This window comes from Acinetobacter sp. CIP 53.82, from assembly GCF_000369465.1.
GTDB lineage: Bacteria > Pseudomonadota > Gammaproteobacteria > Pseudomonadales > Moraxellaceae > Acinetobacter > Acinetobacter indicus.
The window spans coordinates 522,278-545,735 of sequence record NZ_KB850045.1; the positions used below are offsets into that span (position 1 = coordinate 522,278).

Annotated in this window: 22 protein-coding genes; 19 read left to right on the forward strand and 3 right to left on the reverse strand. The window is 44.0% G+C overall.

The window, feature by feature from the left end:
* Positions 1-12 precede the first annotated feature (12 nt).
* The 17 genes from F905_RS03005 (at position 13) to rnhB (ending at position 16,908) form a co-directional block, all read left to right on the forward strand.
* Entirely contained in the window at positions 13-363 is a 351-nt protein-coding gene (locus F905_RS03005) for a hypothetical protein (RefSeq protein ID WP_005176955.1), read from the forward strand.
* 155 nt (positions 364-518) lie between these two features.
* A complete protein-coding gene (locus F905_RS03010; RefSeq protein WP_005176958.1) occupies positions 519-1,379 on the forward strand; it encodes a tetratricopeptide repeat protein in 861 nt (286 codons plus the stop codon).
* Positions 1,369-1,785, forward strand: a complete 417-nt coding sequence (locus F905_RS03015) for a hypothetical protein (protein ID WP_005176960.1) — start codon at positions 1,369-1,371, stop codon at positions 1,783-1,785. Before F905_RS03010 ends, F905_RS03015 begins: the two co-directional genes overlap by 11 nt.
* Before the next feature lie 142 nt (positions 1,786-1,927).
* Positions 1,928-3,058 (forward strand): hypothetical protein, encoded by a 1,131-nt coding sequence (locus F905_RS03020; RefSeq protein WP_228127885.1) that lies wholly within the window; start codon positions 1,928-1,930, stop codon positions 3,056-3,058.
* Positions 3,058-3,978 carry a phage BR0599 family protein gene (locus F905_RS03025; RefSeq protein ID WP_005176965.1) on the forward strand — a complete coding sequence of 307 codons (921 nt, stop codon included), beginning with the start codon at positions 3,058-3,060 and terminating at the stop codon, positions 3,976-3,978. The genes F905_RS03020 and F905_RS03025 overlap by 1 nt, the downstream gene beginning before the upstream one ends.
* Positions 3,979-3,985: 7 nt before the next feature.
* Positions 3,986-7,258, forward strand: coding sequence for a phage tail protein (locus F905_RS14945; RefSeq protein WP_005176967.1), 3,273 nt, complete (start codon positions 3,986-3,988; stop codon positions 7,256-7,258).
* Positions 7,255-8,376 carry a hypothetical protein gene (locus tag F905_RS03035; RefSeq protein WP_005176970.1) on the forward strand — a complete coding sequence of 374 codons (1,122 nt, stop codon included), beginning with the start codon at positions 7,255-7,257 and terminating at the stop codon, positions 8,374-8,376. Before F905_RS14945 ends, F905_RS03035 begins: the two co-directional genes overlap by 4 nt.
* 45 nt (positions 8,377-8,421) lie before the next feature.
* Entirely contained in the window at positions 8,422-8,979 is a 558-nt protein-coding gene (locus F905_RS03040; protein WP_005176974.1) for a coiled-coil domain-containing protein, read from the forward strand.
* Complete coding sequence (locus tag F905_RS03045) at positions 8,976-9,728, forward strand: N-acetylmuramoyl-L-alanine amidase (RefSeq protein WP_005176976.1); 753 nt, start codon at positions 8,976-8,978, stop codon at positions 9,726-9,728. The genes F905_RS03040 and F905_RS03045 overlap by 4 nt, the downstream gene beginning before the upstream one ends.
* A 325-nt stretch (positions 9,729-10,053) precedes the next feature.
* On the forward strand, positions 10,054-10,482 hold the full coding sequence (locus F905_RS03050) for an I78 family peptidase inhibitor (protein WP_005176977.1): 429 nt from the start codon (positions 10,054-10,056) through the stop codon (positions 10,480-10,482).
* Positions 10,483-10,689: 207 nt separating this feature from the next.
* Positions 10,690-10,926: a hypothetical protein gene (locus tag F905_RS03055; protein WP_005176979.1), complete on the forward strand. Its 237-nt coding sequence runs from the start codon at positions 10,690-10,692 to the stop codon at positions 10,924-10,926.
* A 344-nt stretch (positions 10,927-11,270) separates the two neighbouring features.
* Positions 11,271-12,593 (forward strand): NCS2 family permease, encoded by a 1,323-nt coding sequence (locus F905_RS03060; protein WP_005176982.1) that lies wholly within the window; start codon positions 11,271-11,273, stop codon positions 12,591-12,593.
* Between the two features lie 67 nt (positions 12,594-12,660).
* Complete coding sequence (locus F905_RS03065) at positions 12,661-13,659, forward strand: adenosine deaminase (protein ID WP_005176985.1); 999 nt, start codon at positions 12,661-12,663, stop codon at positions 13,657-13,659.
* 145 nt (positions 13,660-13,804) lie between these two features.
* Positions 13,805-14,563 carry an HAD-IIB family hydrolase gene (locus tag F905_RS03070; protein WP_005176988.1) on the forward strand — a complete coding sequence of 253 codons (759 nt, stop codon included), beginning with the start codon at positions 13,805-13,807 and terminating at the stop codon, positions 14,561-14,563.
* Between the two features lie 13 nt (positions 14,564-14,576).
* A complete protein-coding gene (locus F905_RS03075) occupies positions 14,577-15,788 on the forward strand; it encodes a glycosyltransferase family protein (RefSeq protein ID WP_005176998.1) in 1,212 nt (403 codons plus the stop codon).
* A 102-nt stretch (positions 15,789-15,890) separates the two neighbouring features.
* On the forward strand, positions 15,891-16,268 hold the full coding sequence (locus F905_RS03080) for a hypothetical protein (protein ID WP_005177001.1): 378 nt from the start codon (positions 15,891-15,893) through the stop codon (positions 16,266-16,268).
* Between the two features lie 61 nt (positions 16,269-16,329).
* A complete protein-coding gene (gene rnhB, locus F905_RS03085) occupies positions 16,330-16,908 on the forward strand; it encodes a ribonuclease HII (protein ID WP_034597646.1) in 579 nt (192 codons plus the stop codon).
* A 65-nt stretch (positions 16,909-16,973) separates the two neighbouring features.
* On the opposite strand, the gene csrA is transcribed toward rnhB, so the two are convergent.
* From csrA to alaS, 3 genes are all read right to left on the reverse strand, one after another.
* Positions 16,974-17,228, reverse strand: coding sequence for a carbon storage regulator CsrA (csrA, locus tag F905_RS03090; protein WP_005177007.1), 255 nt, complete (start codon positions 17,226-17,228; stop codon positions 16,974-16,976).
* A gap of 244 nt (positions 17,229-17,472) precedes the next feature.
* A complete protein-coding gene (locus F905_RS03095; RefSeq protein ID WP_005177009.1) occupies positions 17,473-18,753 on the reverse strand; it encodes an aspartate kinase in 1,281 nt (426 codons plus the stop codon).
* A 60-nt stretch (positions 18,754-18,813) separates the two neighbouring features.
* Positions 18,814-21,507: an alanine--tRNA ligase gene (gene alaS / locus F905_RS03100; RefSeq protein ID WP_171065056.1), complete on the reverse strand. Its 2,694-nt coding sequence runs from the start codon at positions 21,505-21,507 to the stop codon at positions 18,814-18,816.
* Positions 21,508-21,912: 405 nt separating this feature from the next.
* On the opposite strand from alaS, the gene F905_RS03105 reads away from it, so the two are divergent.
* On the forward strand, positions 21,913-22,947 hold the full coding sequence (locus F905_RS03105) for a type I glyceraldehyde-3-phosphate dehydrogenase (RefSeq protein ID WP_005177012.1): 1,035 nt from the start codon (positions 21,913-21,915) through the stop codon (positions 22,945-22,947).
* Positions 22,948-23,110: 163 nt separating this feature from the next.
* Complete coding sequence (locus tag F905_RS03110) at positions 23,111-23,425, forward strand: hypothetical protein (RefSeq protein ID WP_005177014.1); 315 nt, start codon at positions 23,111-23,113, stop codon at positions 23,423-23,425.
* The last annotated feature ends 33 nt before the right edge of the window (positions 23,426-23,458 follow it).

Below are 23,458 nucleotides of genomic sequence, written 5' to 3' on the forward strand. Positions count from 1 at the left end.
TTGGAGAGTGTTTTGGGTAATATCGTTAAATTTATTAAGACTGAATCCGATATAGAAATCGATAGCGTTGGAATAAAAGCTTGGGAAACCATGTGTAATGTAATTGATCAAGACTTTCATGGCACTGGGTTTGAGTCTTACGCAAATCAATTCAAAGGTGAGTTTAAGCCAATTTTTGAAGCATTATTTATTGGGCCTTTAGAATTTCCTGCAATTAGTGATAGTGATGAAAATCCATTACATAAAGAGTGGAAAGATGTCTTGAGTAAGACGCTTGAGCGAATTCATGTGCATACAATGAGCTTGGTGAAAACTACCTATATTCGTGAATTAGAGCGATTCTGTGAGTTGAACTTCTCATAAGACAACATCGTTAGGAACTAGGATTCGCATAAGCTCACTTCGGTGGGCTTTTATCTGGAATTTAGTGTGTTTTAGATAATTAAGCTAGACAAGGAGCAGGCTAATCGTATAATTCAAACGTGGTAAAGAACAATCATCTAATTTAAGAGTAAAATATGCATTTAATTGCGCCTATCGCTGAGACTCGTTTAAAAGAGGTAGTAGATTACTTTGCGCACTTGGGTTTAAAGGATCAGAGAGCGTTTGGTGCAACTGCAGTAAAAAAGGCGGAATTGCGTAGAAGCCTCAATCAAATTCTTGATAAGGAAGTATTGGACGCCAATATTGGACTAGGCATCCTGGCAACCTATGAAAACAATTTAGATAAAGCTTTAGAGCATTTTAAAATTGCATATAACTTTTCAAATAAAGATTCAACTTCTTCACTAAACTATGCTAACTCTTTATTTGTGAGCGGTAGGCATAAGGAAGCTTTTCCGATTTATAAAAATGCAATCATAAAAGAGCCAACATCCCTAGATATATTCCAGGGAATTTGTCGAGCTTTGATTGGTTACGGATATCTGGATGAACTTGAGGATATTTCTAAATGCTTAAAAGGGATTGAAAGCCCTTATTCGGCACGCTATCAGCGAGAGATTAATCTTATGCGCAACACTTTATCTTATTTGGAATCAATAAATGTAAGTGTAGATTTGTTTCGCTCATATCATATTGCAATTGATAAAATTTTCTTTAAATATTTTAATATTACGACAACTTTTGACACTGAAGTCTTTCATGATCGTGATAGAAGCACATTTAGCTACTTAATTTATTTGCCTGTCTCGAAGTCTGACAAAAACATTGAAGACTTGGTGGGCGATATGAATGATGAGTTACAGGATGAAATTATTAAATTAAGAAAAACAGATGATGTGGAAAATAAAGAAATAATCAGAGAAATGTCAAAAAAACTTTGCTTTTACTTTTCCTTGCCTCGTTGTCTTGATGTAGAGGGTGGTAATGGCTGCTAAAGAGTTTGGCTTAATTGCTGATTTCCTTGAGAGAAACAAAGATAATACTATTAATGATGAGTTTGTATTAAGGGTGTGCGCTGGACGACATTACTATGAGCTTTTTCATATAGTTAAAGACTGGTTAAGTAACCATTACCTGAGTCAATATAATGCTGCAGGCGGAGCAACCCACGCAGCATTACAAAATTGTTGCCATATTTTGCAAGATACTGAAAACGAAGATTTGTTCGAAAAACTAGAGTTGAAGCTTCGTGCATTACATGATTTGCGTGTTAATGCGGATTATCATTTGGATCGAGATTTTTCAAATGGAAAATTGGTTACGATGAAGGTTGAAAAAGAGCGTCTTTACCTCCTATTGGATTCTTTATTTGCAAAATTGATTCAGCAAAAGCAAGCATGAAGAACCAAGTGATAGCCACCTGATTAGGTGGCTTTTTTAATGCCCGCAATTTGAGGACAAAATGAAAATACAAACGTCATATGGCGAGGTGCACGTATTAACAAATTGCCCTCTATTGGATTCGACTGAAAGCCTGGAATGGATGACTGAAGTTCATGAATCATTTGATGGTAGTGAAGAGCGTTATCCATTGCGTGAAGCACCGCGTCAGATCCTGAATTTCAATTACACCCAGCTGCGTAAAGCCATGGGTGATATGTTTCATATGCTCTATGCAAATCTACGCAAACAATGGGGCATTCCGCTGCGCCAGGTAAAACGAGCCATTCTAGATATTGTTGATGATGATTACATTATTCTCGATGCAGCAGATACCATAGCCGACCTTAGAGTCGGTTTTGCTTTTATTGAGAGCAGTGAAGGTGCTCAGGTGGTCGAGATCATTGATCGTGGCCGCTACATCATTATCCAGGAAGAAATACGTGATCCAGAAACGGATGAGGTGATTCAAGAGCTGATCACCGAATACCAGGATGGCTTTCGGCTGGTCGCCAATGTGACTGTAACCAATGCAGTAATCATGCCGCTACGGATCTGCGTGATTGATGGTGATGCTTCTATCAATGCAGGTGGTTTCTGGTCCAATGCTTCAGTTGTTTTTCGTGTGCTGGCAGAGGATTTGCCGGAGCATGAGGGTGATGTGCCAGAGCAATTCAAGGGTCAAGATATTTATTTCAAGCCGCTGCTGCTTGATGGTGACTCACTCGAAATGACGCTGACCCAACATCAAAACTTTGTTGATGGCTCAATCGGCGGCTTTCAGCAGTACACACATCACACAAAGCCGAAGTATTTAAAACCGTTCATTTCGGTTTTAAAAGACTGGTCAGAGTTCAATGCTTATCGCCGATTCTTGTTCCGCAGGTCTGGACGTTCACGTGCATTCTGGATGCCGCTATATGAAAAGCATTTGAATATTTTAAACACGGGCAATATCACCACCAATTTAAGCACCAATACCAAATACATCGTTGAAGCCGACCGCAAACATATCGCAGTCAAACGCAAGGATGGCACTTGGACAGCGCATGAAATTACCAGCCGCACTGGTGGCTCGTTTACAGTTTCGCCGGCCATTAATACGCAGCGCAACAATATTCAGAGCATCTGCTATTTAGGGCTGCATCGCCTGGATGCAGACCGGGTTGAGTTTCAGTTTTTAGGCGCAGGCAAAACAAGAGTCACTGTACCGATTGTGGAGATTGACAACTAATGGCACGTGTAGAGCTTTATCAATTTACCCATGGCAGCAAGCAATGGTTTTTCACCAGCGCACGTAAAGCGGTCACTCACAACGAAAATACTTATTACCCGGTTCGTGGTTTAAGCCGTGGAAATATCGAAGATGCGGATATTGATAAGTGTGAAGTCGAGCTGACTTTTCCGCATCCATATCCGCTATTCAATGATGCAGATGACAGTTTTACCCAGGTGTTTCTGAACAAGATTTATCTTGAATCAGTGCATTTTATGCTGATCGAACTGGATGGTGCAGATGCGCTTGTGCTGTTTAAAGGCCGGGTGACGCAGCCAAAATTTAGTGACCGCGACAACACAATGACGCTAGTTTGTTCAACTGCAGAAAGCTTTATGCGCCGGAACATTCTGACACGAAAGTTTCAGCGCACGTGCCCGAACAACATTTACGACAAGTTTTGCGGCTTGGATTTTAACGAATGGGCCTTTGAAGTAACTATCACTGCAGTTAATGGGCTTGACATTACTTACACGGTCAATCCAACCCAGGTGATAGATGAGCTCGGCAATCCAGTGTTTGAGCAAGTGCCAGTACTCGATGAATTTGGGCAGCCGGTACTGGATGGTGAAGGTCAGCCAACTTACACAGATGGCGACCCGGTGATGGAAATCAAAAGCTATCCTGCGGGGTGGCTCAATCGTGGTGTGCTGAAAAAAGATGGCGTGTTTACGTTCATTGTTAGCAACAGCTCAAATGGAAATGCCCGACTATACCGGCAGCACATTGGGCTTGAAGTTGGTGATGTGGTGCGACTTGCGCCTGGTTGTGATCAGTCACTGAAAATGTGTCATGAGAAATTTAATAACCGCCTGCGTTACGGTGGCCATCCAAATATGCCGACCGAAAACCCGCTGGAAACTCAATTAATTAAGTAGGCTTGATATGCATGTAATTTTGTTTTTGCTGGCCATGTTTGTGCCTGCTGTCTGCTTTAGCCAGACGCTTGATATTGAAAAATATGAAATTCGTCAGGAAAAAGCGATTATTCCGCTGCTTATTGGTGCGGCGCTGGTTGCGGTTGCAGTGGGTATCTATACATTCCTGCAAATGCGCAAGATGCAGAAGAAAAACCAGCCAAAGCCGAATCAGCTGGACGGGACGATTGCAGACGAGGGTACTTCATTTTGTGACATTGCTGGCAGTCCACACGTGCATGCAAACATCACGGATATCTGGGGTAAATCCACCCAAGCAATCAAGAAAAAAAGCGGTGGCTTTTTAGGGGTTGGTAAGACGTCACAAGTCACTGGATACCGCTATTATGCAAAATTTGCTGCGTTTATCGGGAATCGAATTGAGAAGTTTCTCGGCATTAATTTCGATAATCGGAAGTGGATTTTGCATGATCCAAAGTATTATGGGCCTAATTTTCTTCAAATTTATGAGCCGAATCTATTTGGTGAAAATGAAGGTGGGGTTGCGGGAGTTATTGATATCCATACCGGATTGCCGGAACCTGAGCCAAACCCAACTTACCAACAATATTTCCCCCTGGTTTCAGGCTACCCATATCAATCTTATTTAGTTTTCCGAGGCTTTAGTGATCCGATTGATGGTCAGGCCTATGCTGCCCCAGCTAAAAGCAGCTTCTACCTCGGCAACTCTGGCTACATGAAAGAGATGCTGCTTTGGGTGAAGCGGATTCGTGTCAAGAATGATGGCGGCAAGCAATGGTATGACGAAAAATCAGAGGTTGGCAGTGGGATTCAGCGGTACTTCCCATCAGATGTATACCAGCCGTTTCAACCAACTATGGCCGGTACATGTTCGTGGATTGATCCATCTGGAAAGCATACAGTACCATGGGACGCTGGAACATTTCCCTTTATTGAGGTTGGTCAAAGCTATTCTTATACATATGACTACGAAAAAATGGAAATTGTGCATCAATACAAATTCCCAAGATCACCAGGCGCAAGTGATCCAAGTGTGGTGCACATGGTGAGTAAGTATGGCATGACTATGATTAATGAGCCGTTCACCAAAGTTGCTCCTTTGGAGTGGATTGGCGGCACTCCAAAAAGCGATGTAATGTGGGGTGGAGCGGTTATTAGATCATTTAAGTATAGTGGTCTATTTTTTTGGGGTGGCGGGATTTTTGATGCAAAACTAATCACTACGCCCGGCGCAAAAGTTGAAATCACAACAGAAGATAACACTCCAATTATAGCCCCCTTTTTTACTGAACAAGTGGATAGGGTTACTGCAAGTCTGTATCAGCAGGATCTACCTAAAGGTATATATAAGATTAGCGTTACAATTGATGGACGGTACCCATCTTTTGAAAATGATTACCCCCCAAGACCTTATGCTCAAATGGTTTTAAGGGGTAAAACCTTTACAGAAACCGAATATGAGGACATTAACCCAATCCATAAAATTCGGGAGATTCTTACTGACGACACGGCGATGGGTAAGCCAGAATTGGATATTAATGATGTGAATTTTATCAAGGCCGCAGATCGAATTTGGGGCGAAGGACTGGGTATTTCATGGGCGATTGATGAGAAATCCTGCATCGATGCAATTGAGGAGCTTTGTTATCACATCGAAGCAGGCGTTCGTGTAAATCGACAATCAGGACTTTATGAGGTGGTTTTGTTTCGCGATGACTGGTTTGAAGAAAATGAAATTCACGATATTGCAGAAAATAAAATTAAGGATTTGTCACTTGAAGTCATGAATAGTGACGATATTGTAAATCAACTCAATGTCACATATTACGACCGCCAGCGCATCAAGAATTCTACTTTTTCTGTTTATGAAAATGGATCAATTTTAACAATGGGTCATGCGAATGCTGAGTCTATTGATTTTCCATATTTCATGAATATGCGAAATGCTGAAATTGTGGCGAACTGGAAATTGAAACAATACTCAACACCTGCGTGGAAAGGCACATTTACAACAGGGTGGCGTGAGGCTCGAAAGTGGAATCGCTATGACTTGGTAAAGATCACTTGGTCTAAAAAATGGCAAGGCACAATCTTAGCTCGAATTATGAAAATTGATTTGGGTAACGGCTTAAACAATGAGGTAATGATTGATTTTGAGGAGGTTGTTCCATATTCGGGAGAGATGAACACAAGCATTGTAGTTGATGATTCTACTGAAGAAAAAGCAGAGCCTGCAAAACCCGCAATTGGTGAAACATTTGAAGCACCTTACTACATTGCAGTACAAAATATTGGACAGCGAAAATTAGATGAGGAGCTTGCATACAACCAAGACGTTGGTTTTACATTCTCAACATATCGTAGACCACAGTGGAATGCTTTATATGCTGAAATCACAACTGCAAACGTGGATAAGCCTGAAGATGGCTGGATTGTTGACGGCAATGCTGAGTTTGTTACAAGCGGTCAATTCGATCAATTAGTATCGAGAACAACGACGCAAATCCCTGTAAAAAATTTACAGATTGAGGGTTCATTAAATCAAGGCGATTTAATTGTTGTCGGCAGTTGGATTATCGGCAATGTTGGTCAATATGAATTTATGATTATTGAATCGTTTGATACTGAAACAAGCATCTTAACTGTAAAGCGTGGCGCATTAGACACAATTCCATTTGAGTGGGGTGTTGATACTAATTTTTGGCTCTCGAACCCTGAAAATGGTTTGTTTTCGCTAACTGAGTATTTAGCAGGACAAAATGTCAAAGCATCAGCACTAACAGTTACCCCAAGCTCTAAACTAGAGCAACTTGGCAGTACGCCTGTTTATATGCGCTCTCGCGCCATTCGCCCTTATCCACCAGCGAATGTGAAGATTAATGGTATGTTCATGCCTTTGTATATTGAAGGAGGGGTGCAAATTACATGGGCAAATCGAAATCGTCTACAGCAAACTGGGGGGGAAATGATTGGTTATTTCGAGGGGTCAGTTGTGCTTGAGCCAAACACTCAAACCCTGCTCACTATAATTGGGTATGACGCCGATGGTGTTGTGCTATCAACACAAAACGCAAATGTGACAGCCGTAAATACTTACACATTGCCTGCATCTAGTATGGATCCAAATACTCGAAAAATTAACATTGTTTTAAGAACGGTGCGCGATGGTTATGAGTGTTTATATCCATTCACCCATGATGTACTGGTTTCCAACTTAACAGCACCGCAAAATGTGACTTTTGAAGTGATTGAATTATGACAACAAGCATTAAACTCAAGATGGTATGGGTTGATAGCAATGAGATTATTGAGGGGGTGCGTATTTATAAAAGCGCATCCTCTTTTACATCGCTAAGCAAACCTGCTGTTTATGCAGAAATTCTGGATGGTAGCGACTTTTATGAAGATTTTAATGTTGAAGATGGTGAAACATATTTTTATATGCTTTCATGTTTTCTTGGTGATCAAGAGGTGTTTACTGAATGTTTTGAAGTCACGCCAGCGCTTGACCCAATCCTAACTTTCAATCTCCCTAAGGTAAATACTTTAATTAGTGAGACACAGATATACGCAAAGCCAGATCTTACAGTTCACAATTTTCTGTTTGCATTCTTCAATCATACCGGGGAATCGTTTTATATCGGCAAACCCGGCTTAAGCAGTAATGGGGCGTTGAAAGTATCCAAGTGTATTTGTGATTCTCCTTTTGATATTCCAGCATCACCCGTATTTGCTGATGTTGATTTGAGCTTAACAGGTCGCTCGGTCACGGGAATAAGCTTTTATAAAAATGGAAAACGAGCAATAGTTAGTTTTTCGAGAAACTCAACCCGTGAATATTGTTTTGCAATTCTGGAACTGGCAGATCCATTTGACCTGGTTGGTGCAGTTGTATTGGGTGTGCATGTTTCACCTTTGCAGTTTTACAGTACTGTAATGGCATCCGAGCCAGGGGATTATCTGTTTATAGTTAGAGAGGACTCACCCACCAACAAATACCCTGTAGTAGGTGATCTTGACACATCGTTCACACTAGGCGGTCAGATGCAATACTTATTGAATACTCATACAAATGCAGATGTTATGGGGTATGCGATTTCGCCAGATGGGCTTTCATCAATAGTCATATTCGGAAATCTTTTTACATCACAAATCAAATCAATAACTTCGATGAGACTCGCAACACCATTTGTACTATTGCCAAATACATCTCAACAAAGGATAACAAGAGGAACTGCTGCAGGAAACTACAGAAGAAACAATACCAATCGGTTTCTTTATAAACATGAAGATACATGGTTTGTGGTTTGGTGTATTGATGCAGACAGCAATCCAAAAGTATTTAAGCAAATTGTTGAAATTGAAAACTGGATTTAACGCACCGAAAGGTGCTTTTTTATTACCTAAAATTTAGGGGGCGCAATGCCAAATGACTACTCATCTGATCCACCAGTAGCAACAGCAGGGCAGCTTCTTGCCATCTCAGACAAGATCAACGACATATCTAAAAATATGGATAAGCTTGCGGAAATGCCCCAAAAGCTTGATCGCATGAATATGCAGCTCGAGCAGTTAAACAAGGATCACCAGCAGACCAGAAGCGATTTGTCACAAACCCGAGATAACCTGCAAGATGATCTGGATCGAGCCAAGTCAAACTTTAAAAGTGAGATTAAGCAACTCAGAAATGAGATTGATCCGAAGTTTAAGGAGGTGGATTCACAGATCCGGGTGCTACATGAAAGTAAAACCAAGATCGACAGCATTACCAATCTTGTGCGATTCGGTGGCATTTTCTTAGCAGGCTTGTTTGTAGTCGCTTGGAATACTCAAACGAGCAAGACAGACACGGTAAACACTCAAGCAATGACCAACACCCAGAGCATTCAGGTCCTTGAAAAACAATCTGATCAGCTTTTAAGAACGGTTGAAGAAATCCGCAACAAACTTTATGAACGAAATATGAGAGAGGAAAAATGAAATTAATCCAAGAAAGTGCATTTCAGTACTTATCCGTAAAGCTCCCGCTACTGGGGGCTTTTTTAATGCTTGCAGTTTTAGTTATTCAGTGGGCATTAGACTTTAATTTTATCCCTGAACAATATGCGCCTTTTATTATTGGGACCGTATTGCCAGCTTTGAGCTGGATAGGTCGTAAAATTGCACAGCCACAATTACACAATCAGCCTTTAGGCTTTGCCACAATAACAGCAGGGCATAGCAATACTGATCCAGGTGCGGTGAATGGTAAAACCAAAGAAGCAGATCTGGTCGTCAATTTCCGAAATGCAGTGACTCATTATTTACGTGAGGCAGGGCTGCAAGTCAAAACGGATGGCACTGGCACTAAAAACGACCCATTGTCTGCTGCGGTAAAATTAATTAAAGGCTCAAGTGTGGCAGTCGAATTCCATATGAATGCTGCAGCATCAAAGCAGGCAAACGGAATTGAGACCATTGCGCTGCCAAAAGACAAGAAACTGGCTCAAGACCTATCGAAGGCCGTGGCAGATGCTCTTGGTAGTCGTTTGCGTGGTGATAATGGCTGGATTGATCAATCTAAGTCAGCAAGGGGCCGTCTAGCCTACGTGAATGCTGGTGGTTTGATTGTTGAGCTTGGCTTTATCTCGAATGAAGCAGAATTGGCAGCGTTTCAAGCGCGTTACTGGCTGGCTGCTAAGGCTGTGGCCAAAGTGTTAATTGACTATGAAAAACTCGCTAAATTGTAAGCATTTTTAAAGGGACTACACTCGACTACAGTGGCGTATAACCTATTGATTTTTCTATGTGACCAACGTCCTTGACATCGTAGAGGTCTCCAGTTCGAGTCTGGATATGCCTACCAAATTTTAAAGGCTTATAAGTGAAACACTTATAAGCCTTTTTTTATCTCTGTAATTTCTCCATCCACCAATTTATCAGTAATAGCTCTATATAAGTCAAAGCTGTCCCTCATCAAGACTAACAAGAAGCTTTCTCCCTCTTTTGCAAAAAGACACAGCAGGTCCAGTAAAATTTGCTAGGCTAATATTTTTTTATACAAGAATACTGCCCATGAAAAATATTGTTCTTTTTGCTGCGCTTGCAGCCTCGCTTATGGCCTGTAGCACCGTACAGCAACCCCCAGCACAGGTAGGACTTGCCAATCCGGCCAGTCAATATTGTATTGAACAGGGCGGCCGACTGGAAATTAAAGACGAACACAGTGGTCAGGTGGGCTATTGCCATTTGCCAGATGGCAGTATCGTTGAAGAATGGGCGCTGTTCCGTCAGCAGCCAGGCCAGTGTGTGGCAGAAGAAGCCAAAAAACTGATTGGGCAATCGGGCAGTTTGCCACAGAGCGAAATCAAGCAGCGGACCCAGGCCAAAATTGTTCGCAGCGTCCATCCTGGCCAGCCGGTCACCATGGATTATCGCGCTGACCGAGTCACAGTAACCATTGATCCGAACAGTAATAAAATTGTGCAAGCATCCTGCGGTTAAGGCTAAACAGTCCGCCCAGTGCGGACTTTTTTATGGGTGTCAGGAAATTGAAATTTCAATAGGTGAGGGTAGGAGTGAGTTAAAGGCCAATTGAATGCTTGAATTGTTAAAATTTGATTAATACACAAATTGAAAGTTGTGACATGGTTCACATATTGTTTATTTTTTGTTAGTATAAATTAAATTTGTTTAATAATAGTAAAGAGCATGAGGCAAATCCTGATCGTGACCTTTATTGTCATGGTTGTCCTGTTAATGGTCTGGGTGTTTCGGCAGGAACAACACCGCAGACAACAAGAAATGCAGAATATTGTGCAGGAGACACGCGACTCTCTGCATCTGATTGAACAAGATCGGGCTTCACATCGTTCATCGCTGGATGATCACATGCGACAGATCGAACTCTCTATTGAGCGGGCTGGAAGTTTAGGCCAAAAATTCTAATTCAGCATGAAATGCTCTGAATGAAAATTAAAGATAAATTTTAGAAACAATGAAAAATCAGTGTGATATAATTTACCCATTAGACAATTAAATTAGCGTATTTATTTTTTAAATAGTTGATTTAATTATGGTAAGTAAAGCTGCATAAAGTTATGCGGCTTTTTTGTTTAGAATTTATCTGATTTGAGCTGTTAAGGGCTCAAAGCATAATGGCTAAATAGACTTATCCTGTGCGTGTAACTTTTGGCATATCCGTTGCTTGGCAATGCTAGGGGTAGGGATGAATTTTCTCCGTACTTTCGCATCACTGTTGGGTATTTAAGTTTATTTACAAGGGCGAGGTCATGACGACTCCTAATCCATCTTCAGAAAATGTGCTTGAGCGCTTATTTAAGTTAAGCGAAAACAAGACCAGTTTTCGTACTGAGGTTCTTGCCGGTGTAACCACATTCTTAACTATGTGTTACATCATTATTGTTAATCCAATGATTTTATCCGAAACCGGGATGGATCACGGGGCTGTCTTTGTTGCAACCTGTCTGGCAGCCGCAATTGGCTGTCTGGTGATGGGACTGATTGCCAACTATCCGATTGCTCTGGCACCGGGTATGGGCCTGAATGCCTATTTCACCTATTCGGTTTGTCTGGGCATGGGTGTGCCTTGGCAAACTGCGCTGGCTGCGGTGTTTGTATCCGGTCTGGTGTTTATTGCCATCAGCATGTTCAAAATTCGTGAAGCCATTGTCAATGCCATTCCAATGTCCCTGAAACTGGCCATTGGCGGCGGGATTGGTTTATTCCTGGCCTTAATTGCACTAAAAAACGCAGGCATTATTGTCGATAACCCGGCGACTTTGGTGGGTCTGGGTGACTTGAAACAGCCTTCAGTGCTGTTGGCCTTATTTGGCTTCCTGATGATTGTGGTGATGCACCAATTCAAGGTGCGTGGTGCAATTATCATCAGTATTCTGGTATTAACGGCTATTTCTACGGCTTTGGGCTTAAGCGAATTTAAAGGTGTGGTCGGTGAAATCCCGTCTATCGCGCCAACGTTCATGCAAATGGACTTTGAAGGTCTGTTTACTGCCAGCCTGATCGGGGTGATTTTCGTCTTCTTCCTGGTCGATCTGTTTGACTCCACCGGTACCCTGGTCGGCGTTTCACATCGTGCGGGCCTGCTCAAAGATGGTAAATTACCACGTTTGAAAAAAGCCTTATTTGCCGATTCATCTGCCATTGTAGCGGGTGCAGCACTGGGTACCTCTTCAACCACACCGTATATTGAATCGTCTGCCGGTGTTGCTGCTGGCGGCCGTACCGGTCTGACTGCGGTAGTGGTGGCGGTGCTGTTTGTACTGTGTTTATTCCTCGCGCCACTGGCCCAATCGGTACCGGGCTTTGCTACTGCACCTGCCTTGTTATTTGTGGGTGTGCTGATGATTCAGGGCATTGTACATATTGATTGGGAAGATATTACCGAAGCGGTTCCAGCCTTCCTGACCATCGTATTTATGCCATTTACCTACTCAATTGCGGACGGTATTGCCATGGGCTTTATCAGCTATGCGTTGATCAAGCTGTTGACCGGTAAAGCTTCATCTGTGCCGTATATGGTGTGGATTATTGCAGTATTGTGGGCATTAAAATTCGCGTTATTTGGCGGTTAATCCCCAGCAACCATTTTGAGGGTGTAAACTCGGTTTGCACCCTTTTTTATTTTCATGAGGATGAGAGATGAATCAACTTGAGCTGATTCGCGCCTTACCCAAGGCAGAGTTGCATGTCCATATTGAAGGGACGTTTGAGCCGGAACTGATGTTTGCCATTGCGCAGCGTAATAATATTGCCATTCCATATCAGTCGGTCGAGGAAGTCAAAGAAGCCTATAACTTTCATAACCTGCAGTCATTTTTAGACATCTATTATGCCGGCGCCAATGTGCTGGTACATGAGCAGGACTTTTATGATCTGGCCTGGGCCTATTTTGAAAAGTGTGCAGAAGATCAGGTGGTACATACCGAAATGTTCTTCGATCCGCAAACCCATACTGACCGCGGGATTGCCTTTGCGACAGTAATTAACGGTTTGCAACGTGCCTGTGATGATGCACAAAGCAAACTGGGCATCAGTTCCCGTTTAATCATGTGTTTCTTGCGTCATCTTAGCGAAGAAGCAGCATTTGTAACGCTGGAACAGGCACTGCCGTATAAAGAACAGATTATTGCAGTCGGTCTGGATTCCAGCGAAGTGGGGCATCCGCCTGCTAAATTTGCCCGCGTTTTTGCCAAAGCCCGTGAATACGGTTTCTTGGTGGTGGCGCATGCCGGTGAAGAAGGTCCACCAGAATATATCTGGGAAGCACTGGACTTGCTGAAAGTGAATCGTATTGACCACGGCGTGCGTTCTGAAGAAGATCCGGCACTGATGCAGCGTCTGATTCAGGATGAAATGCCGCTTACGGTGTGCCCGCTCAGTAATTTAAAACTGTGCGTGGTGCAGGATATGCGGCAGCACAATATCCGCCGTTTGTTACAGCAGGGCGTGAAGGTGACGGTTAACTCGGATGATCCGTCGTATTTCGGCGGCTATATGAATGACAACTTTATTGCCATTACCGAAGCGTTAGATTTAAATGCAGATGAGTTAAAGCAACTGGCGATTAACTCTTTTGAAGCCTCGTTCCTGCCATCAGCGCAGAAACAGGCCTGGATTGAAAAAATCCAGGCGTTATAAGCGCATTTAGCTTCATAAAATGATGAAAAAAATAGGCCTACTTCATGTAGGCCTGTTACTTTATTGTTATAAAAAAGTAAGTTAAACCAATATTAAGCTGAGAATCTTATAGGATTCTAAACAGATAAAGCCAATATAAGTACAGATGCCAAAATTTATAATTTTTACAGATTTAGATGGGACTTTATTAAATCATGATAATTACAGCTATGGGCAGAACATAGAGCTGATCCAGCGTTTAATTCCGGATTCTCCGGTTATTTTATGTAGCAGTAAAACCGCAGCGGAAATCCGCTATTTGCAGCAACAGCTCGGTTTAAGCGGCATGCCTTTTGTGGCTGAAAATGGGGCATATATCTATTTTAATGCGCAGCATGACTATCAAAGTCCCTTATCCAGTACCGACATTGCGGTGCAACTACAGCAGTTAAAAGCAGACTATGGCTTAAATTTTCAATGCTTTAGTGACTGTGATGCTGCGCAGATTGCAGCGCTGACCGGTTTGGTGTTGGACGATGCAGCCCGGGCTTTAGAACGTCCGTATAGCGAAGTCATTATCTGGAATCCGGACAGCCGAACCGAAGACGAAGCGATATTGTCGCAACATCTGGCCAGTAATTTGCATATGGTTCATGGTGGACGCTTTAGCCATATTTTAAGCCGTGACTGTGATAAATCGCTGGCGGTGAACTGGCTGAAACAGTTTTATCCGACGCAAATGGTGTGTATCGGGCTGGGGGACAGTGAAAACGATCTCGATATGCTGAAAGCCTGTCAGCATGCTGTGGTGGTCAAACGGCCGTATAAAGCAGCATTGGCATTAGAACACGATTCTGTGTACTTCACCCGGCAGCAGGCACCAGCGGGTTGGGCAGAAGGATTACAGTACTTTTTACAACAATAAACTGGAGAGGATGATGGTCGATTTTGCACAAGAAGGCATGATTACAACAATACATGATTTAAAACAGCGCCATCTACATGAATATGAACAGGAACTTCGCGAATTTACCAAGTCCAAACCGGTCACCTTAATTTTACCTTCCTTATATTCCGAGCTTGAACATCCGGCCTTAACCCAGATTGTCGAAGAGTTGAAAGGCGCCGATTATATCCAGCAGATTATTATCGGTCTGGATCAGGCCAATGCGGAGCAGTTTGCTCATGCGCGGGAATTTTTCTCGGTATTGCCGCAGAACCATGTGATTTTATGGAATGATGGACCGCGTTTGCAGCAGCTGCATCAGCAGTTAAATCAGTTAAATGTCGCGCCTTTGCAGCGTGGCAAAGGTCGTAATGTCTGGTATTGTGCCGGTTATGCCATGGCCGAAGGCAAGAGTCAGGTGGTGGCGATGCACGATTGCGATATTCGTACCTATAAGCGTGACATGCTGGCCCGGCTGATTTATCCGATGGTACATCCACAATTCAGTTTCCAGTTTTCTAAAGGTTATTATGCGAGGGTGGCTGACCGGAAAATGAATGGTCGGGTATCACGTCTGCTGGTGTCACCTTTATTGCAGGCGCTGAAAAAAGTCTTCGGACCGCTGGATTATCTGCTTTATCTTTCAGCCTTTCGTTATCCCTTGTCTGGAGAGATGGCAATTCATGTCGAAGCACTGCGTGACCTGAAGGTGTCGGGCGATTGGGGCCTGGAAATTGGCGTGCTCTCGGAAATTTACCGCAACTATTCCACCAAGCGCATCTGTCAGGTCGATATTGCCGATGATTATGAACATAAACATCAGGAAGTCACCACCGCCAATGGGGATGGTGGCCTAAAACGGATGAGCCGGGATATCGCACTGGCATTTTTCCGTAAGCTGGCGGCGCTGGGGGTGCAGGTCAGTCTGGACAATATTCGAATTATCCGCGCGGCCTATTATCGTAATGCGCTGGATCTGATTGATCACTATTATTATGATGCCACCACCAATGGCCTGAACTATGACCGGCACAGCGAAGAAAATGTGGTGGAATTATTTGCTCAGAGTATTGTCGAGGCAGGGGAGCAGTTTATGAATTATCCGAACCAGCAGTCTTTTATTCCAAGCTGGAACCGGGTGCAATCGGCCTGTCCAACGGTATTTGCGGATATGAAGCAGGCAGTTGCCCTGGATAATGCTTAAATTTGCCATTTATTTGTGCATTGCGGTCAAAAAGATAAACCGAATCCGCGCTAAAGCCCTTAAAATAGGCCGGTAAAATGACGCAAAACTGAAGGAAAATACATGAAAAAGTTGGCTTATGTTTTAGCACCGCTGGCATTATTGTTAAGCGCATGTGCATCTACAGGCACCACTCAGCCTACAGCGGCAACAACGACCCAGCAATTGGGCGGCGCAGCACTGAAAATTGCGATTAATGCCAAATGTGTGACCGAGCTGAACAACATTCCGGCATGGCAAACGGCCACCAAAGTCATGACCAGCACCCAAAAGCAAAATATCCAGACTGAAATCTGTGGTTGTGTCAGCGAAAAAGCACCACAAAATGTGACTGCGGTAGACTTGGCGACAGCAGCGATTGACCCGGCAGCGCGTGCCACCATTGTGAGCAATGTTGTATCAAAAACCATTCATGCTTGTGTGCAAGAAGCAGTACAATAAGCGCAAGATGAAAGAAATAGGCTGACAGGTTCAGCCTATTTTATTGAAGGTAATAATGTCGATGAAAATTGCTGGTGTAGATGAAGCAGGGCGCGGGCCTCTGGTGGGAACCGTGGTGGCTGCGGCGGTCATTCTGGATCCGAACAATCCGATTGCGGGCTTGAATGATTCCAAGAAACTGAGTGAAAAGAAACGTGAAAAGTTATTCATTGAGATTCAGGAAAAAGCCTTGGCTTGGGCCATTGCTGAAGCCAGTCCGGCTGAAATTGACGAGCTGAATATTTTACAGGCCTCATTGCTGGCTATGCGCCGTGCGGTTGAAACCTTGCAGGTCCAGCCCGATCAGGTCCTGGTCGATGGCAATAAAATTCCGCAAGGACTAAACATGCCGTGTGAAGCGGTGGTGGGTGGAGATGCCTTGCACGCCGAAATTTCCGCAGCCAGTATTCTGGCCAAAGTCACCCGTGACCGGCAGATGCTGGAACTGGACCAGAAGTTTCCACAGTTTGGTTTTGCCAAACATAAGGGCTATCCGACCAAAGCGCATTTTGAAGCAATAGCTTTGCATGGCGTGACTACAGAGCATCGCCGTAGTTTCGGACCAGTACGTAAAGCGCTGGCTTTGCTGGAACAGCAATAATTTTGAAGCGCTAAAAAAACTTAAAGCGGCCGTAGAGCCGCTTTATAACAAGATAACTTTAAGTCTTAACAGTTAAAGTTATTTTGTGGGTAATTATCATCTTCATAAGAAGGCTGATAATCCTGATCGAGATGTTGCAAATGCTCATGCATGGCACGTTCATGTTGAATACGTTGATAAATTTCTTCACGATGAACAGACACTTCTTTTGGCGCATTCACACCAATACGCACCTGGTTGCCTTTGACACCAAGTACAGTAACACTGACTTGATCCCCAATCATTAATGTTTCTCCGACACGTCGGGTCAGAATCAGCATGTTTATCTCCTTGCAAAATGCTAAACCTGCATTGATTTGAAAGTTTTGAAAAGCACAAAATATTTCAAGCGAAATTTTATCAGAACTCTCCCTGACAAAACCTTGTCGGATACAATTCTGTTAAGATTTCTAATTCTCATTATTTCAATATAACAGAGCCACTATAAAAAATACTATAGTGGCTCTGATTTTTTGTAGTTTTTCGCAATATTGTCTGACAATTGCAATAATTGCTGACTACAGATTAAGCACGCGCGCTTGATTCACCTGACTCGCGGTCTAAACCGAACGCCGTGTGCAGTGAACGAACTGCAAGCTCTAAATAGTTTTCTTCAATAATCACTGAAATTTTGATTTCAGAGGTCGAGATCATCAGAATGTTGATGCCTTCATCTGCAAGTGCGGTGAACATTTTGCTCGCTACGCCAGCATGTGAACGCATACCCACGCCAACAATTGACACTTTTACGATGTCATCACGGGTTGCAACTTCACGTGCACCAATTTCCTGTGCAGTCGCTTCAAGAATCGCTTTGGCTTTGGCCAGTTCACCACGGTTTACGGTAAAGGTGAAATCAGTGGTGCCATCTTCTTCAACGTTCTGGATAATCATATCCACTTCAATGTTGGCAGCGCCAATTGGGGCCAAGATTTTAGAGGCAATACCTGGCTCATCTGGCACACCGAGAATAGTCAGTTTGGCTTCGTCACGGTTAAACGCGATACCTGAGATAATTGGCTGTTCCATGTTGTCTTCCAATTCAGTAGTAATAAGAGTTCCGACGTTGTTTTTAAACTCTTCGTCAAATGCACCATCGTTGTCGTTATCGAAGCTAGATAGTACGCGTAAAGGCACCTGATATTTGCCAGCAAATTCTACAGAACGGATTTGCAGGACTTTTGAGCCTAAAGATGCCATTTCCAGCATTTCTTCAAAGGAAATACGATCCACTTTTTTTGCTTTTGGCGCAACACGCGGGTCAGTGGTGTATACACCATCAACATCGGTGTAGATCTGGCATTCATCTGCTTTTAATGCTGCGGCTAACGCAACACCGGTTGTATCTGAACCACCGCGGCCTAAAGTTGTGGTATTGCCTTGCTCGTCTACACCCTGGAAGCCTGCAACCACAATCACACGGCCGGCATCTAAATGACCGGTCATGACATCGGTGTCAATCGCTTCAATACGGGCTTTGGTGAACGCGCTGTCAGTTTTAATTCCGACTTGGCGACCGGTTAGAGATTTAGCTTCTACGCCAATAGAATTGAGCGCCATAGCTAACATGGAAATCGTTACCTGCTCACCCGTAGATACCATCTGGTCAAGTTCACGTGGGTCAGGGGTGTCGGTAATGGCTTTCGCGAGAGCGAGCAGGCGATTGGTTTCGCCACTCATTGCTGATACAACAACGACCACCTTGTGGCCATGGTCATGCCAGCGCTTTACGCGACGAGCAACATTTAAAATGCGCTCGGGCGTACCCATAGAAGTACCGCCATATTTTTGAACGATTAATGCCATAGTTGTTCCATATAAGCCATGACCCTGATTGCCGCCAGGGTCAGTTACACAAAAGTGAAGTTATTTTGCTTCCAGCCAGGCAGTTAAATCAGCCATGACTGAGGCAAACTTCTCGTTTAGTGGCGCGCCACCTTGTGCTAAGTCAGGTTTACCACCACCTTTACCACCAAGCTCAGAGGCCAAGTGTTTGATGATGTCACCTGCTTTAATAGACGCGGTAAAGTCTTTTGCAACGGATGCAATCAGGCTCACTTTGTCACCCTCTACACCGGCAAGGACAATCACTGCGTTGTCTAATTTTGATTTCACACCGTCATGCAGGTCGCGCAGTGCTTTGGCATCCATACCCTGAACAGTGGTAATAAGTGTTGCGCGGCCAGCAATGGTCTGAACTTGACTTAAAAGTTCACCCGCTTGCAGGCTGGCCAGTTTCTGATTCAGCTGTTCAATCTGTTTTTGCAGGCTAGATGCTGTTTCAACAATTGCTTCAACCTTCTCAATGGTTTGCTCTTTCTGTGCTTTTAACAGCGCATTAATGGTGTTGATGTCACGATCAGCTTTTTGCGCAGCTTCAATCGCTTTGGTGCCTGTCACCGCTTCAATACGACGCACGCCTGCAGCCACACCACCTTCAGAGGTTATTTTGAACAGACCGATGTCACCAGTGCGTTTCACGTGAATACCGCCACATAGTTCGATCGAGAAGTTTTTCTCTTCAATTACTGAACCCATAGACAGTACGCGAACTTCATCACCGTATTTTTCACCGAACAGCATCATCGCGCCTTTGGCTTTCGCAGATTCGATATCGAGTAACTCAGTTGTTACTGGTGTGTTAGCAATCACTTCAGCATTCACCAGACGTTCAATTTCTTGCAGCTGTTCAAATGAAACCGGCTGATCGTTGGCAAAGTCGAAACGTAATACGTCTGATGCAACCAGTGAACCTTTTTGCTGTACGTGTGAGCCCAGAATTTGACGCAGCGCAGCGTGCAGCAGGTGAGTGGCAGAGTGGTTACGCGCAGTCGCAGCACGAATGTCCGCTTTGACAATTGCTTCCACGTTTTGTGCTGCTTTCAGGCTACCCATGGTTACAATACCCTGGTGTACAAAAGCGCCGCCCGATTTTTTGGTGTCTTGCACTTCAAAAATACCGGTGTCGTTTTTGAAAATACCGGTATCACCGATCTGACCACCGCTTTCTGCATAGAATGGCGTTTGGTTCAGTACGATCAGTGCTTCATCACCTTCAGCGACTTCGTCAACCTGTTCACCATCTTTATAGATGGCAATGATTTGGCCTTGACCCGCGGTGGCATCGTAACCATCAAACTGGGTTTCACCTTCAACTTTCACAACAGAGTTGTAGTCGATGGCGAATTTACCGGCATCACGTGCGCGTTGACGCTGTGCTGCCATTTCAACTTCAAAGCCAGCTTCGTCAATGGTTAGGTCGCGTTCACGGGCAATATCTGCGGTTAGGTCGGTCGGGAAACCGTAAGTGTCATACAGCTTGAACACGACTTCACCTGGAATCACAGAACCTTTCAGGTTCGCCAGTTCACCTTCAAGCAGTTTCAGACCTTGCTCAAGTGTTTTGGCAAACTGTTCTTCTTCTTTCAGCAATTGCGCTTCGATACGTGCTTTTTGAGCTTCCAGTTCAGGATACGCCGCACCCATGACTTCAATCAGTGGTTGCAGCATTTTGTGGAAGAATGAACCGGTTGCACCGAGTTTGTTGCCATGACGCACGGCACGGCGGATAATACGGCGCAGTACATAACCACGACCTTCGTTAGACGGATTGACACCATCTGCAATCAGGAAGCAGCAAGAACGGGCATGGTCAGCCACCACTTTAAGTGAAGCTGGATATTGTACCGGTGTGCCTTTTTCTTTGGCTTCCGCTTCAAGTGCAGTGGTATCTAAACCAATAATTTCAGCTGCCGCTTTTAAAAGATGCTGGAACAGGTCAATTTCATAGTTGGAGTTGACGTGCTGTAACACGGCAGAAATACGTTCCAAGCCCATACCGGTATCGACCGAAGGAGCAGGAAGCGGGTGCAGTACGCCATCAGCAGTACGGTTGAACTGCATGAAAACGTTGTTCCAGATTTCAATGAAACGGTCGCCATCTTCTTCAGGTGTACCTGGCAGGCCACCCCAGATATGATCGCCATGGTCAAAGAAAATTTCAGAACATGGACCACATGGACCGGTATCACCCATAGCCCAGAAGTTGTCTGATGCGTATTTTTCGCCTTTGTTGTCGCCAATACGGATAATACGTTCTGGCGCTAAACCGATTTCCTTGTTCCAGATGTCGAATGCTTCGTCATCGGTGTGGTAAACCGTGGCATACAGTTTGTCTTTTGGCAGGGCTAACCATTCATCACCGGTCAGGAATTCCCAGGCAAACTTGATTGCATCACGCTTGAAGTAATCACCAAAAGAGAAGTTACCCAACATTTCAAAGAAGGTGTGGTGACGCGCGGTATAACCGACGTTATCTAAGTCGTTGTGTTTACCACCGGCACGTACACATTTTTGTGAAGATACGGCACGGACATAATCGCGCTTTTCCAGACCTAAGAAACAATCTTTAAACTGGTTCATACCAGCATTGGTGAACAGCAACGTTGGGTCGTTGGCGGGAACCAGAGAACTCGACGCGACACGTGTATGCCCTTGCGATTCAAAGTAACGCAAAAATGCTTCACGAATTTCAGCTGATGTCATAAAACGAGTACTCACAACCAAGTCACTCCATAATTCTCGATTTGGCTAAAAGCATAACAGTCTGACAAGATTTTCTCTGCTGTTATACGGGCTTAAAATTTAAAAACGCCAAATTATAACGGAAAAAGCCACACTCACCAATGATTTTAAAGTGTTTTGATGACAAATCTGCGGCGAAAACCCAAACCTTAAAGTCATCTAAACTGCTGTGAAATCACAAGCTGTTGTCATTGCTGCGGTTTAGCCAGTTACCGTGCATCCTGCTTCTTTTTATCAAGCAGAAAATAGTGCTGCTAACTGCTTAAATATTGGACAGGTTTAAATTAATTGCTGAGTTTGGCAGGAATTATTCGCCGTGTCTGGCGGAAATCCTTTAACATAAGCACAGACAAGATTGATGTGCAGTTTGAAGGAATACGGATGCAACGAGTGGCGATTAATGGCTTTGGGCGAATTGGGCGAAATGTACTGCGTGCCTGGTTTGAAAATCCTAAAGAATTTCATTTTGATATTGTCGCGATTAATGACGTTGCCGATGTTGCCACGCTACTACATCTGTTTAAATACGATTCAACCCATGGCCGTTTTCCGGGGCAGGTAGAAATCCAGCTGGAACAGGAACAGATTTATCTGTGCATACAATCGGGTGAAGCCAAGCTGAAAGTTCAGGTGCTGAGCCAGCCACAGCCGGCACAGTTGCCATGGCAGCAGTTAAATATTGATGTGGTGCTGGAATGTACCGGCCTGTTCCGTTCGCGTGAAGCCGCAACCCAGCATATTCATGCCGGTGCCAAACGGGTGATTATTGGCGCAGCACCGTTTGACACGGTTGATGCCGCCATTGTTTACGGGGTCAATCATCATGAGGTTAAAGCCTCAGATCAGATTATTTCCAGTGTTTCCTGTACCACTCAGGCCTTGGTGCCGTTGGTCAAAATTGTGGATGATGCCTTTGGCATTGAAACCGCGCTGATGACTGAAATTCATGCTGTCACGGCTGATCAGTCGGTGCTGGATCATGCGCACCGTGATTTACGCCGTGCACGTGCATCCGGTCAGAATATTATTCCAACCACCTCAAGTGCTTTAGGCGCCTTAAAACAGGTGATGCCCAAAATGGAAAACCGTATTGATGGCTATTCAATTCGGGTGCCCACCATTAATGTCGCCGCCATTGATGTCAGCTTTATTTCCCAGTCACCCATTACCGTGCATAAATTGAATGAAGTGCTGGTGAAAGCCGCGCAGCAGAATTATGCCGAAATTATGCAGGTCACCGATGAGCCACTGGTATCGAGTGACTTTAACCATTCGCCGTATTCTTTAATTGTCGATCTTACCCAGACCATGGTGGTCGGGCATCAGGCCAAAGTCTTTGCCTGGTATGACAATGAATGGGGCTATGCCAACCGTTTACTGGATTTATGTGAATCTTTTGCCCATCAGGCGCATTAATTTCTATCTGTCCAAATCTTTGCCTAAGCTTGGACTGTACGATGGTGGTCTAACCGGGCGAAATGCGATAACAGCCGAGTATTGACAGGTTGGAGGCGATTTTTCGCCTTTTTGCTATATTTTTCGTTAAGATAAAACAAAACAAATAAGTCGAGCACTACACATGATGTTTATTCTACTTTGGGGATTTATTTTACTGTTGGCCGTAGCGGTGATTTTTCTGATCTGGCTGCAGTTTAAAAACCAGCATGATCATTTGAATCGCCAAAGCGATAATCATCAGCTCGAAAACAAAGTCATCAGTCTGGAAGAGAATCTGAAAAAGACTTTAGAGATCATGCAGGATCTGGCCAAGAAAATGCACGTGCAGCAGGAAGCGCTGGATAAATCAGCGCAGCGTATTCATCAGCTGGAAACCCAGAATGTTGAGCTGGTGAATTTAATTACTCAGGTGCTGGATCCGAATAAAGTCAAATAAGACTTTTTTAAGCAGATCAACGCAGGGCAGAGT

Excerpts from the sequence above, each read along its gene's own strand:
- F905_RS03010 (WP_005176958.1), top strand. The coding sequence starts at position 519 with ATGCATTTAATTGCGCCTATCGCTGAGACTCGTTTAAAAGAGGTAGTA.
- F905_RS03015 (WP_005176960.1), top strand. The coding sequence starts at position 1,369 with ATGGCTGCTAAAGAGTTTGGCTTAATTGCTGATTTCCTTGAGAGAAAC.
- F905_RS03020 (WP_228127885.1), top strand. The coding sequence starts at position 1,928 with ATGACTGAAGTTCATGAATCATTTGATGGTAGTGAAGAGCGTTATCCA.
- F905_RS03025 (WP_005176965.1), top strand. The coding sequence starts at position 3,058 with ATGGCACGTGTAGAGCTTTATCAATTTACCCATGGCAGCAAGCAATGG.
- F905_RS14945 (WP_005176967.1), top strand. The coding sequence starts at position 3,986 with ATGCATGTAATTTTGTTTTTGCTGGCCATGTTTGTGCCTGCTGTCTGC.
- F905_RS03035 (WP_005176970.1), top strand. The coding sequence starts at position 7,255 with ATGACAACAAGCATTAAACTCAAGATGGTATGGGTTGATAGCAATGAG.
- F905_RS03040 (WP_005176974.1), top strand. The coding sequence starts at position 8,422 with ATGCCAAATGACTACTCATCTGATCCACCAGTAGCAACAGCAGGGCAG.
- F905_RS03045 (WP_005176976.1), top strand. The coding sequence starts at position 8,976 with ATGAAATTAATCCAAGAAAGTGCATTTCAGTACTTATCCGTAAAGCTC.
- F905_RS03050 (WP_005176977.1), top strand. The coding sequence starts at position 10,054 with ATGAAAAATATTGTTCTTTTTGCTGCGCTTGCAGCCTCGCTTATGGCC.
- F905_RS03055 (WP_005176979.1), top strand. The coding sequence starts at position 10,690 with ATGAGGCAAATCCTGATCGTGACCTTTATTGTCATGGTTGTCCTGTTA.
- F905_RS03060 (WP_005176982.1), top strand. The coding sequence starts at position 11,271 with ATGACGACTCCTAATCCATCTTCAGAAAATGTGCTTGAGCGCTTATTT.
- F905_RS03065 (WP_005176985.1), top strand. The coding sequence starts at position 12,661 with ATGAATCAACTTGAGCTGATTCGCGCCTTACCCAAGGCAGAGTTGCAT.
- F905_RS03070 (WP_005176988.1), top strand. The coding sequence starts at position 13,805 with ATGCCAAAATTTATAATTTTTACAGATTTAGATGGGACTTTATTAAAT.
- F905_RS03075 (WP_005176998.1), top strand. The coding sequence starts at position 14,577 with ATGGTCGATTTTGCACAAGAAGGCATGATTACAACAATACATGATTTA.
- F905_RS03080 (WP_005177001.1), top strand. The coding sequence starts at position 15,891 with ATGAAAAAGTTGGCTTATGTTTTAGCACCGCTGGCATTATTGTTAAGC.
- rnhB (WP_034597646.1), top strand. The coding sequence starts at position 16,330 with ATGAAAATTGCTGGTGTAGATGAAGCAGGGCGCGGGCCTCTGGTGGGA.
- csrA (WP_005177007.1), bottom strand. The coding sequence starts at position 17,228 with ATGCTGATTCTGACCCGACGTGTCGGAGAAACATTAATGATTGGGGAT.
- F905_RS03095 (WP_005177009.1), bottom strand. The coding sequence starts at position 18,753 with ATGGCATTAATCGTTCAAAAATATGGCGGTACTTCTATGGGTACGCCC.
- F905_RS03105 (WP_005177012.1), top strand. The coding sequence starts at position 21,913 with ATGCAACGAGTGGCGATTAATGGCTTTGGGCGAATTGGGCGAAATGTA.
- F905_RS03110 (WP_005177014.1), top strand. The coding sequence starts at position 23,111 with ATGATGTTTATTCTACTTTGGGGATTTATTTTACTGTTGGCCGTAGCG.